The organism is Devosia crocina (assembly GCF_900116545.1).
GTDB lineage: Bacteria > Pseudomonadota > Alphaproteobacteria > Rhizobiales > Devosiaceae > Devosia > Devosia crocina.
On sequence record NZ_FPCK01000003.1, the window covers coordinates 1 to 11478 of the forward strand.

Consider the following 11478-nt stretch of genomic DNA (forward strand, 5'->3'; position numbering starts at 1 on the left):
GCGCCTCCGAAAAAGCGCGATAGGTAGTGTACCTCTGAAAAACGTGCACCCATCGAAAGTCTATCAACTTCCACCAGAATTGCTTCCAGCTTCCGCTCGCAAGAACTTCGCCGGCCACGTTTCTCTTTCTTCTTTCTTCACAATGTCAAAGAACTGACCTTCACCCCAAAGGGCCGAACGTCGGTGAGGCAATCGCCCCGGATTTCCACCAACAAAACAAACCTGCATTCCGGTTGCCCGGCAGCACACCCGCCCTGTCAGATTGCACCGATCAGTGGGAACAACTCAAAGCCGTTCACGTCGTCAGTGCCGCGGTATTTAGTGAAGGTTTAAATCACTGTCAATACCACTTGGAGAAATTTCAGCACTGCCGAATTTCTGTATCGCTTAAGTCTCGAAATCTCTTTCGTTTTCAGCGACTTGCTTCCGTGCCCGCCGCCGTTTGGCGCCGCGCTCTTCAGCGATGAGCGGGTTATAGGGGCGGCCCGGGCGCCTGTAAATCCCCCCCATGACAAAAACGACATTTTCGCCGGAACAACCCGGCCGCGATGTGGAAAACTCGACTGAATTGCCAGAGATTGCAGTGCTTTCCTGCCGCCCCGCTTTTTTGCGCCTCCGCGGGCGCAATCGCTTCTTATAAAGACGCCCTCTTTGCTTCCTCTGGCAGAACACTCGCTCCGCTCTCCTCGCCAGGGCCCTGACTCGCAGTTTCGCCGCAATTGTTGGAGATAGGACGGGCATTGAAAAGGGCGGCGCGCCTCCTTAGTGTGCCGCACAATATTCGAACCGATGCGGCGCCGCCCCGGCGCCTGGGGGAAGACCACCAGAACGAAGGACGGCGCATTGAACGCTGCGCAACGAAATCGCCATGCGTCCCAGCTGCGGGCCAGCGGGTTCGAGGATGGGCCGGCGCTCACTCTCCAATCGACCGACGGGGAGATCCCCCAGGGTCGCGAGCTCAGCTTTGCCTGGCTCAGCGGCACGGTGATGACCGGGCTGACCAGTGTCCTTCTTATGGGCGCGGCGCTTTACGTCTCCTTTCAGGGCCAGGACACGTTCTCAACCGCTTACAAAGCCTTGCAGTTGGCCGCCCCGCGCCTCGAGCAGATTCTGCCCACCGACATGACCGCGAAATCCTCGCGCATTCGTCCTGTTGCCGAAACCCGGTCCGATCTCGAAATCGTCGAGGCGTCGATCCGCCAGGTGGTTGAGGGGCGCGAGATCATCCGCAATCAGCCTTTTACGCGCCTCAAGGCAACGCTGGCGACGACAGCCACCTCGTTGTCTGCCGATGCGCCCGCTTATGACCCTGTGGCCATTCTCAATGCCACCCAGCCGCTTCAGGCAGCAACGCTCGACCTCAATGCCGAGGTCTACGGCACCGATGTGGATGGCGAAGTTGCGGTTAAACAGGCCGACATGCCGCTCAGCTTCACCCCGGCCAGCGCCATCTCAGATGAAAATGCCGCCGATTTCGTGCGCGGCATGGCCGAAGCCACCTTCTATACCGAAGACGATGCGCCCCCGCCCACTCTGGCCTATGCCGCCATTGCCCCGAGCCTTGCCGAACTCGCGCCGGAAACCGGAAGCGCCTCGAGCCCGAGCGGCGTTGCAGAAAACGTCACAGTGGTGCCCAAGACCACCCTTGCGGCCAATAAAGGTCCCGGCCGCACCGAGCGCTTCCTCACCGTGCGCGAACTCGGGCCGCTCGCCGAAACCCTGGTGCGCAACGGGTTCAGCCGCGCCCAGGTGTCGATGGTGGAAAACACCCTTGCCAATCTCATTCCCTCTTCGGGTTTGCCCGCCGGCATTAGGCTGCGCATTCTTTATGGTGCGTTGAGCAGCGATTCCACCAGTCTCGTGCCCTACCGCATGTCGATCTACCGGCCTGAAGGCGCGCCGGGCGAGCAGCATATCGCCACGGTCGCCCTTAGCGACAATGGGCAATATGTGGTTGGCCTCCAGCCCGACTGGGTCGACTTTCCGCAGGAAGATATCGAGCAGATCAATGTGGGCAGCCTGCCCACCGTTTATCGCTCGATCTGGGAAACCGGCCGCAAGCACGATCTCGATGACGACACGATCGAGAGGATCATCGGCATGTTCGCCTATGACGTGGACATGACCAAGCGCATTTCCGCCGGCGACACGATCGAAATCCTTGAGACCCAGGACACGCCAGAGGCCAAGCCCGACCTGCTTTATGTCTCGCTGACCCTGGCCGGCACCAAGCGCCAGCTTTATCGCTTCGCCACCGAGGACGGCACCGTGGATTTCTTTGATCCCGATGGCGAAACCGGCAAGCGCTTCCTCAATCGCCGGCCTCTCGAAGGCGGGGGCACGCTGCGCTCGCGCTTTGGCTATCGCATCCATCCCATCTTCAAGACGCGCAAGCTGCATACCGGCGTCGATCTTGCCGCCCGCACCGGCACCCCGATCTATGCCTCGGGCGATGGCACGATTTCCTATTATCGCTGGCAGTCCGGCTACGGCAACAAGATCGAGATCGAACACGTCAACGGCTATGAGACGGCCTATGGCCACCTCTCGCGCTTCGTCGATGGACTGAGCGTCGGCAGCCGTGTGCGCCAAGGCCAGTTGATCGGCTATGTGGGCTCGACCGGCCAATCGACCGGTCCGCACCTTCACTTCGAGATCAAGATCAACGGCAATCTCGTCGATCCGCTTAGCGTCAAACTGCCCAAGGACAATGTGCTTGCCCCGCAATATCGCGACGCCTTTGCCCAGCAGATGGCGCAGATCGATGAGTTGATGGCGCGCAATGGCGAGCCGACCCAGGTTGCCGCCGCCAGCCGCTGACCCTAGCCTTCGCGCGCGACATAAACAGCAAGTTCAGTGCCGCCCGGTTCGCGAAAATGAAAGCGGCGCCCGCCGGGAAAATCGAACTGGGCGCGGGTAATCTCGCCGCCGGCCGCGCGGACCCGCCGTTCAGCATCGTCGAGATCGCTGGTGCGAACAATGGCCATAGTGGCCGCAACGCGTTCGGGCGCCCCGTCGACACCGCCATCGATGCCCGCGCCCTCGATGCCGTCATAGACAGGACCGTAGCTGGTGACGCCCCAGCCAAAAGCGGACTGGAAGAACCCGCTCGTTGCCGCCTTGTCGGTGGAAGGAAATTCGATATAGTCGATCTGGTCAGCCATGCCAGCCCCTTTGTTCTCTCTATGTTCTAATCGGGCGCGGAGCGGCAGGCAAGCGGTCAGCGCGGATTTTCTCGCCCCTTGCCGGGCGCGTCCTTGCCCCGCGCCTGCTGCCAGGGCCAGCGCCCCTCGATCTCGACTTCTAGCGACAGGCTCAGGAAGGTCCGGATCAGCACGATGCCGCCCAGCACAGCGAGGCTTTCGAGCGTGGGCTCTATGGCAACGGTGTTGATGATATCGGCAGCCACCAGCAATTCGAGGCCCAACAGGATCGAGCGGCCGAGCGAGGAGCGCAGGCGATGATAGGCGCTGGGCACGAGCTCAGCCTGCCGCCATTCACTAAGATAACGCAATCCGGCCACGACGGTCCCCGCGACGATCACGACAATCCCCGCAACCTCAATTGCGCGCGTCGTCCAATGGAGGATCTGCGAAAGCAAGTCGTTCATGTGCCACCCCGCCTTTTGCGGGCAACGCCAGCGGGCAAGGCGCGGTTGCCTGGACGAAGAAAAGGCCGGTCCGGGGACCGGCCTTTCTGTTCTAGGCGGCTTCTGTCACAGCGTTTTCGCCACCGGCCCGCAGCACGATGCCGGTCTCGTCGGCATCCACCAGAACCTGACCGCCATCGCTGACCCGGCCCGAAAGGATATCCTCGGCAAGGCTATCCTGCACCGCGCGCTGGATCACCCGCTTGAGCGGCCGGGCGCCATAGGCGGGATCATAACCCTCATTGGCGAGCCATTCGCGGGCACGCGGCGAGAGCACGAGGGCGATGTCGCGATCCCGCAGCAGCGTCTGGAGCCGGCTGAACTGGATATCGACGATTGATCCCATATGCTCGCGCCCGAGCCGGTGGAACAACAGGATCTCGTCGATCCGGTTGAGGAATTCGGGCCGGAACGAGGCTTTCACCATGTCGAGCACCTTGCCGCGCACCAGTTCCACCGAGTCTCCGTCCTTGAGGTCGACCAGATATTCGGCCCCAAGGTTGGAGGTAAGGATGATCACCGTGTTGCGGAAATCGACCGTGCGCCCCTGCCCGTCCGTCAACCGCCCGTCGTCGAGCACCTGGAGGAGAACATTGAACACGTCCGGATGCGCCTTTTCGATCTCGTCGAACAAAACGACCTGATAAGGCCTCCGCCGCACAGCTTCGGTGAGCACCCCGCCTTCGTCATAGCCGACATAGCCCGGAGGGGCGCCGATCAGCCGGGCGACCGAGTGCTTTTCCATGAACTCGGACATGTCGAGCCGCACCATGGCGGTATCGTCGTCAAAGAGAAACTGCGCCAGGGCCTTCGTCAATTCGGTCTTGCCCACGCCGGTTGGCCCAAGGAACATGAACGAGCCGATGGGCCGGTTGGGATCCTGCAGACCCGCGCGTGAGCGGCGAACGGCTTTAGCCACCGCAGCCACCGCTTCGCTCTGCCCGATCACCCGGTCGCCGAGCGAGGCTTCCATGTGAAGCAGCTTTTCGCGCTCCCCTTCCATCATCCGGTCGACCGGAATTCCGGTCCAGCGCGACACGACCTGGGCGATGTCGCTGGGCTCCACCGTTTCCTTGGCCATGACCGGGTCCGGCTGGCCGTCGCCATCAAGATCGTCGGCGGCCTTCAAACGCTTTTCGAGATCTGGAATGACGCCATAGGCAAGCTCACCCGCCTTGGCGAGATCGCCCTGGCGCTGCGCGATTTCGAGCTGGCTGCGGGCGGCATCGAGCTCTTCCTTGAGCTTGGTCGATCCCTGCAGCCGCTCCTTTTCCGCCAGCCATTTGGACGAGAGCGCCTGGGCCTGCTCTTCGAGCCCGGACAGATCCTGTTCGAGCCGGTCGAGCCGGGTCCTCGAGCCGTCATCGGTTTCCTTTTTCAAGGCCTCGCGCTCGATCTTGAGCTGCATGATGCGCCGGTCGAGTTCGTCGAGCGCTTCGGGCTTGCTGTCGACCGCCATGCGCAGGCGCGCCGCCGCCTCGTCCATGAGGTCGATGGCCTTGTCGGGCAGGAACCGGTCGGTGATATAGCGGTTCGACAGCGTCGCCGCGCTCACAAGCGCGGAGTCCGCGATGCGGATCCCGTGGTGCAGCTCGTATTTTTCCTTTAGCCCGCGCAAAATCGAAATCGTATCCTCGACCGTCGGTTCGGACACGAAGACCGGCTGGAAGCGCCGGGCCAGTGCCGGGTCCTTCTCCACATGCTTTCTATATTCATCAAGGGTCGTTGCGCCGACGCAGTGGAGCTCACCGCGCGCCAAAGCAGGCTTAAGGAGATTGGACGCATCCATCGCCCCATCGGCCTTGCCGGCGCCAACCAGGGTGTGCATCTCGTCGATAAAGAGAATGATCTGCCCTTCGGCCGCGGTCACCTCGTTCAGCACGGATTTGAGCCGCTCCTCGAATTCGCCGCGATATTTCGCGCCGGCGATCAAGGCTCCCATGTCGAGTGCGAGCAAGCTCTTGTTCTTGAGCGATTCTGGCACATCGCCATTGACGATGCGGATAGCGAGGCCCTCGGCGATTGCGGTCTTGCCAACGCCCGGCTCCCCGATCAGCACCGGATTGTTCTTGGTGCGCCGGCTCAGCACCTGAATGGCGCGGCGAATTTCCTCATCCCGGCCGATCACGGGGTCGAGCTTGCCCTCGCGCACATCGGCGGTCAGGTCGCGCGCATATTTCTTGAGCGCGTCATAGCTGTTTTCGGCCGATGCAGAATCGGCCGTCCGGCCCTTGCGGATCGCTTCGATCGCGGTATTGAGCCCCTGCGGCGTCACCCCGGCAGAAGCCAGGATCTTGCCGGCATCGGTGTCTTTTTCAACCGTCAGCGCCAGCAGCAGGCGTTCGGCCGTCACATAGCTGTCGCCGGCCTTCTGCGCGGCGCTTTCCGCCGTATCGAAAACGCGCGCTAGTTCGCGGCTGAGGTAAAGCTGGCCGGCATCGCCGGAAACCTTCGGGATTTTATTGAGCGCGGCTTCGACCCCGGCGCGAGCGGCCTTGGCATCGCCTCCGGCACGTTCGATCAGGCCTGAGGCCAGCCCCTGGTCGTCGTCGAGCAGCACCTTCAAGAGATGCACCGGCGCAAATTGCTGGTGGCCCTTGCCCAGCGCTGCGGTCTGCGCGCTTTGGATAAAGCCACGCGAGCGCTCGGTATATTTTTCGATATTCATTCAACTCTCCTTGTCTCGCCCGCCACCCGGCCCTTTTGGCACCGGCATGACGGCGGAAGTGTTGGTGAAGAAGCGCCTGACAGTGCCGTCGGCACGCTCCGTCATCGAAAGGATATATGGGGAGCATTTCGCCCCCAGCAATGGCCGGTCAACGCTATTCGGACTGTCGCACGACTGTCACTTTTCTTCTCCGCGCTATGATTCTCCTAATCTTTGGCTGCTAGAACGGGGACGATGATCAGCGTCGGCATCACGGGTTCAATCTAAGCGGTAGCCTGACACGTAATGAGTACCCGCGCTAAGGTGCATTCGCGCTCCAATCTTGCCTTTGTCGCTCTTGCAGCTTCCTTTGTTCTTGCGCTCGCCGCCTTTGGCTTGTGGGCGGCCAGCCGCATCGATGATCGCTCCATGGCGCGCGAGACCCGCGCCGTCCGCGTCGGCCTGGAAGAGATCCTGGATCGTATTCCCCTCGAGCAGGATACGTCGGCGATCTGGACCGAGTCCGTCGTCAATCTGCGCGCCAACAATGAGCCCTGGCTCGCCGAGAACCTGGCCGAGTGGGTCAGCGAATATTTCGGCCATGACCGGGTTTACCTCGTCGCTCCCGACGGCCAGCCAATGCGCGCAGTGCAAAATGGCGAACAGGTGCCGCTCGGCACCTATGGGGAGGATCAGGCCGTCATTGAGCCAATGATCCGCCAGTTGCGCCAGACCATGGCAAACGCGGCTGAAAGCGATCCCGCTGATTCCACCGCCGCAATCACCGGCCTTGGACTTATAGATGTACGCGTTATGCCTGATGGCCGTGCCGCTATTGTCAGCATGCGCCCCGTCCTGCCCAGCGACGCGACGCTGGTCCAGGCTTCGGGCGAAGAATATCTGCACGTCTCCATGATTGATCTTGGCGCCCGCATCGCCGAGGCCATCGGCACCAAGTTCGAAGTGGACGATCTGCGCTTCGAGCGCGAACTCGCCGCCGATCGCGGCCGCATCGCTGCCCCCGTGCTCGACAAGGCCGGTCGCATCGTCGGGTTCTTCTCCTGGCAGCCCTATGAGCCGGCGTTCCAGCTGATCTGGGAAACCGGTCCGGGCATGGTTTTGTGCGTGCTGTTTCTCGTGCTGGCGGGCACGTTGTTGATCCTGCGGCTCCAGCGCACCACGCGCCGCCTTAATGAATCCGAGGCCCAGGCGACCTTTTTTGCCTATCACGATCCGCTCACCCATCTGCCCAACAGGGCTCTCTTTGAGCAGGATCTCGCCCGCGCCCTGGCAAATGGCCGGCGCAATGGCTGCCGCGTCGTGCTCCACTGCCTCGATCTGGACCACTTCAAGAGCGTCAATGATACGCTCGGCCACCCTGCCGGCGACGCTCTCCTGGTCGAAGTAGCCCAAAGGCTCGGCGCTCTTGTGGGCGAACATGATCTGCTGGCCCGGCTCGGTGGCGACGAATTCGCTCTGATTCAGAAAAACGTCACCGATCTCGGGGATGCCCTCGGCCTCGCTCAGCGCATTGTCAGCAGCCTTGAGGAGCCCTTTGTTCTAGATGGACACGAGGTTCATGTCAGCGCCAGTGTCGGCCTCATGTCCGCCGACGACCCCCTGGTTTCGGCGCAGGACCTGATCGGCCGGGCCGACATGGCGCTCTACCAGGCCAAGAACGGTGGCCGCAATCGCTACATGCTTTATGCTGGCGAGCTCGGTGCCGCCGTTCGGGAGCGGCTTGCCCTTGAAGCCGATCTGCGGTTGGCCGTGCGCACCGGGGAAGGCCTTGAACTGGTTTATCAGCCGATCTTTTGCGCGCAGAGCCAGACCGTTCTTGGCGCCGAAGCGCTGATCCGCTGGCAGCACAAGGACAAGGGACGCCTCTCGCCCGCCATGTTCATCAAGCTTGCAGAGGAGCGCGGACTGATCCGCCAGCTCGGCCTCTGGGCCCTCGAAAAAGCCTGCCGCCACACGGTCGCCTCTTCTCTGCCTTGGGTCGCGGTCAATGTGTCGCCTATCCAGTTCCAGGACGAGCGCTTTGCCGAACGCATCTTCGATATTCTCGAAGCCACGGGTCTGCATCCGCGGCGGCTTGAAATCGAGGTCACCGAAGGCCTCTTGCTGCAGAACTCGCCGCAGGTGCAGGAAACCCTGCGCCTCCTGCGCGCCCGAGGCATACGCGTCGCGCTCGACGATTTCGGCACTGGCTATTCCTCGATCAGCTATTTGCGCACTCATGGCGTGGACAAGCTCAAGATCGACCAGTCCTATACGACGCAGCTCGAAAATAACGTCGAGATCCGCTCCATCGTGCGCTCCATCATTGATCTGGGACGTGCCATGAATATGAAGGTTACCGCCGAAGGCGTCGAAACCGAGGAGCAGCGCGAAATCCTGCTTGCCATGGGATGCAATCAACTCCAGGGCTATTTGCTTGCCCGGCCTATGGCTGCACCCGCGCTCGAAGCACTCCTCACGCAATCGGCCGAAATTGGTCCTCTGATCCTGCGGGCCTGACCCAAGCTTTTGCGGCCAGCAGGCGTCAAATCACGGAACAACCCTGAGGACCGATCATGCGCCTGCTGCTTGCCCTATCCGCTGCCCTTCTCGCCGCCGCCCCCGCCACCGCCGAGGTCGAAACCGATTTCGTCACCGCCAATCGCATCTTCGGCCAGGTCTCGGCGCCCGCCGTCACCGGGGATATTGCCGGTGAGTGGCTGCCGCTCACGACTCTTACCAATGCCATGGGCACCGATCCTGAACCCGGCCTTGCGGAGAGCGCCCTCGAGCGCTTCTGCGGCAACGATCCAATGCGCGGCGCCGTCATCACCGCCATCGACGAGGCCAGTTTCGCCATGACCGAACCCAATTCAGCGGATGAACTGACTTATCGCTTCGACTGGATCGGCGGCGCGCAATTCCACCGCAGCTTCGATCCCGAAGCCCTGTTCCGCCTCCGCCGGTTCGACACCATGGAGGGCGAGCGCGGCATGGAGATGCGCGCCCGCACGCTCGAAGCCCTGTCTCAGCCCACCGCCATCTACCGTATCGCGCCGGACCTGATGGCCATCGCCACCCCACAACGCGTCGAAATCTTCGGCCGCTGCCCGGCATGATGCTCAAGCTCCGCACCCTCGCCCTTCTTCTCGCCCTGGCAGTCCCTTCGGCGGCCATGGCCCAGAGCGCTGTGCCCGCTGCTGTGGGCCTGCTCGAAACATTTGGCGACACCGAAGACCTTGACGGCCGGTGGATCCTTGCCAATGGCACGGTGCTGATCGATCTCAACGCGCCGAGTGAAGACAAAATCCGGGCTGCCATGACCCGCTTCTGTCCCGAAGACAGTTCACCTGTCATGGCCATCGAAACCCTGCCCGAGGGGTTCAACCTCAGCCTGATCGACGCTCCGCCGGACCTTCACTGGCAGTATCGGCGCGACAGTTTCAGCGCCTTCACCAGAAGCATCGACCGCCCAAAATTCTACGCTGCCCTCGGCTACCCGCCAGATCGATCTCCGAGCGAAGAGGTGATCACCGCCAACGAGCGCAATAACGGGCCCGTCACCGTCCTCCGCCCCGGCCCCGATCTCCTCCTGATCACTCACCGCACCGGCTTCGACCTCCTGATCCGTTGTGATTCCTAGCGCGATGGCTCGGACGCGCCCTCTAGGATAAAGCTAAGAATAGGCAACGGGACTGGTTTTGTCCTTTGGCCCAAACAAGACCGCAACGGAGTTTAAGCATGTTCACGCATGTCATGATCGGCAGCAACGACATCGAGCGCGCCCGCACTTTCTACGACGCCACCTTTGCAGCGCTCGGCGGCAAGCCCGGCGAAGTGGATGCACGAGGCCGGCTGATCTATACCCACGAGGGTGGCCGCTTGATGATCACGAAACCAATCGACGGAAAGCCCGCGACTGTGGCCAATGGCGCGACCATTGGCATCGCTGCGGCAAGCCCCGATCACGTTCTGGCTTGGCACAGTGCGGGTACTGCGCATGGCGGCACAGCGATCGAGAGCCCGCCGAACGAGCGGCCAAACGGCGTTTTCGTTGCCTATCTCCGCGATCCCGACGGGAACAAGCTCTGCGCACGAACAGTGTAGGCCAAGAACAAGAAAAGCCTCGCGCAAGCACGCCTCAGGCGCGCTCCTAGGGACGGGCGCATCAAACGACCAGATAGGCCGCACCAACTAGCGACATTGCACCCGCATCGTCTGGCTGGCCGGGCAAGCAATAGGGGTCAAACCACCTCCCCATTCGAACGGCACCAGCTGGATGGGCGGAACACATCGGCGGAGACATATGCGCGTCAGGAGCCTGGCTGATGCACTCCCCCAGAAACAAAAAGCCGGGCATCAGCCCGGCTCTCGTGTTCTCTATTCCGCGGCGTTTGCCGTGCCGGCCGTCAGAAAGGCCGGCAATTCGCCAACGCTAGGCTGGTCGGCATTGGCCGGATCGGCTGGGGCGCCTTCGGCAGCGGTCGGGCGGCGGCGACGCGGGCGGCGTTCGCGCGGCTTGCGCGGGGCGGCCTCGCCTTCGCCGGCCGGCTGTGCGGCGATATCGCCCGCTTCGGCAGCCGGACGCTCGGCGCCATCCTCGGCGGCGGGCACCGGTTGAGCCGGGGTCGCAGCGACGTCCTCCTCCCCTTCGGGAGCGGGCGTTGCCTGCACCGGCTGGGGCGAAGAAAAGCGCGAGTTCATTTCCGAGACATCGTCATCGAACTCGTTGTCGTCCTGGCTCTGTCCCTCGCGCTGGCCATTCATGGCCTGCTGCGCCGAGGAGACGATGCGGAAATAATGTTCGGCGTGCTGCAAATAATTCTCGGCCATCACCGAATCGCCCGACGACTGGGCGTCGCGCGCCAGTTGCAGGTATTTTTCGGCGATATGGGCGGCATTGCCGCGAACCTTCACGTCCGGGCCATTGCTCTCGTAATTGCGCGAGAGCGGATTGACGTGCTTGCGTCCGCCGTTCCGGCCACGCTGCCGGTTCTTGTTCTGGTTTGGTCTCATCGGGTCGCTTTGTCTAACTCTGGTAGTGAAGCGTCACAATTTGGGCGGGCCGGGCCAATGCCCGGTCTGGCCCCACATCCCGCGTTCTACGCCAGAGGATGCGGTTATACTGGTTTCATGAAGACCGTCCGCGGTCGGGCAGCGCCCTCGGAAAAATCCGCCCGGA

Annotated in this window: 9 protein-coding genes; 5 read left to right on the top strand and 4 right to left on the bottom strand. The window is 62.3% G+C overall.

Annotated elements, in window-relative coordinates; all coding sequences use genetic code 11:
• The first annotated feature begins 843 nt into the window (after positions 1–843).
• Positions 844–2820: a peptidoglycan DD-metalloendopeptidase family protein gene (locus tag BM364_RS13115; protein WP_175528603.1), complete on the top strand. Its 1977-nt coding sequence runs from the start codon at positions 844–846 to the stop codon at positions 2818–2820.
• A 2-nt stretch (positions 2821–2822) separates the two neighbouring features.
• Here the strand turns inward: BM364_RS13115 and BM364_RS13120 are convergent, their stop codons facing one another.
• The 3 genes from BM364_RS13120 to clpB all read right to left on the bottom strand — a co-directional run bounded on the left by BM364_RS13120 (position 2823) and on the right by clpB (position 6317).
• Positions 2823–3164: a VOC family protein gene (locus BM364_RS13120; RefSeq protein WP_092425378.1), complete on the bottom strand. Its 342-nt coding sequence runs from the start codon at positions 3162–3164 to the stop codon at positions 2823–2825.
• Positions 3165–3220: 56 nt separating this feature from the next.
• Positions 3221–3610, bottom strand: a complete 390-nt coding sequence (locus BM364_RS13125) for a DUF1622 domain-containing protein (protein ID WP_092425380.1) — start codon at positions 3608–3610, stop codon at positions 3221–3223.
• 91 nt (positions 3611–3701) lie between these two features.
• Positions 3702–6317 (bottom strand): ATP-dependent chaperone ClpB, encoded by a 2616-nt coding sequence (gene clpB, locus BM364_RS13130; protein ID WP_092425381.1) that lies wholly within the window; start codon positions 6315–6317, stop codon positions 3702–3704.
• Between the two features lie 285 nt (positions 6318–6602).
• Between clpB and BM364_RS13135 the strand changes: the two genes are divergently transcribed.
• The 4 genes from BM364_RS13135 to BM364_RS13150 all read left to right on the top strand — a co-directional run bounded on the left by BM364_RS13135 (position 6603) and on the right by BM364_RS13150 (position 10403).
• Positions 6603–8816 (top strand): putative bifunctional diguanylate cyclase/phosphodiesterase, encoded by a 2214-nt coding sequence (locus tag BM364_RS13135; RefSeq protein ID WP_092425383.1) that lies wholly within the window; start codon positions 6603–6605, stop codon positions 8814–8816.
• 56 nt (positions 8817–8872) lie between these two features.
• Positions 8873–9415 carry a hypothetical protein gene (locus tag BM364_RS13140; RefSeq protein ID WP_092425384.1) on the top strand — a complete coding sequence of 181 codons (543 nt, stop codon included), beginning with the start codon at positions 8873–8875 and terminating at the stop codon, positions 9413–9415.
• Positions 9412–9939, top strand: a complete 528-nt coding sequence (locus BM364_RS13145; RefSeq protein WP_092425386.1) for a hypothetical protein — start codon at positions 9412–9414, stop codon at positions 9937–9939. The genes BM364_RS13140 and BM364_RS13145 overlap by 4 nt, the downstream gene beginning before the upstream one ends.
• Positions 9940–10037: 98 nt before the next feature.
• Positions 10038–10403, top strand: a complete 366-nt coding sequence (locus BM364_RS13150) for a VOC family protein (RefSeq protein ID WP_092425388.1) — start codon at positions 10038–10040, stop codon at positions 10401–10403.
• Between the two features lie 273 nt (positions 10404–10676).
• Here the strand turns inward: BM364_RS13150 and BM364_RS13155 are convergent, their stop codons facing one another.
• A complete protein-coding gene (locus tag BM364_RS13155; protein ID WP_092425389.1) occupies positions 10677–11312 on the bottom strand; it encodes a DUF4167 domain-containing protein in 636 nt (211 codons plus the stop codon).
• Positions 11313–11478 lie beyond the last annotated feature (166 nt).

Bases quoted from the DNA above. Each gene is read 5' to 3' on its own strand.
- BM364_RS13120 (WP_092425378.1), bottom strand. From the start codon at position 3,164: ATGGCTGACCAGATCGACTATATCGAATTTCCTTCCACCGACAAGGCG.
- BM364_RS13125 (WP_092425380.1), bottom strand. From the start codon at position 3,610: ATGAACGACTTGCTTTCGCAGATCCTCCATTGGACGACGCGCGCAATT.
- clpB (WP_092425381.1), bottom strand. From the start codon at position 6,317: ATGAATATCGAAAAATATACCGAGCGCTCGCGTGGCTTTATCCAAAGC.
- BM364_RS13135 (WP_092425383.1), top strand. From the start codon at position 6,603: ATGAGTACCCGCGCTAAGGTGCATTCGCGCTCCAATCTTGCCTTTGTC.
- BM364_RS13140 (WP_092425384.1), top strand. From the start codon at position 8,873: ATGCGCCTGCTGCTTGCCCTATCCGCTGCCCTTCTCGCCGCCGCCCCC.
- BM364_RS13145 (WP_092425386.1), top strand. From the start codon at position 9,412: ATGATGCTCAAGCTCCGCACCCTCGCCCTTCTTCTCGCCCTGGCAGTC.
- BM364_RS13150 (WP_092425388.1), top strand. From the start codon at position 10,038: ATGTTCACGCATGTCATGATCGGCAGCAACGACATCGAGCGCGCCCGC.
- BM364_RS13155 (WP_092425389.1), bottom strand. From the start codon at position 11,312: ATGAGACCAAACCAGAACAAGAACCGGCAGCGTGGCCGGAACGGCGGA.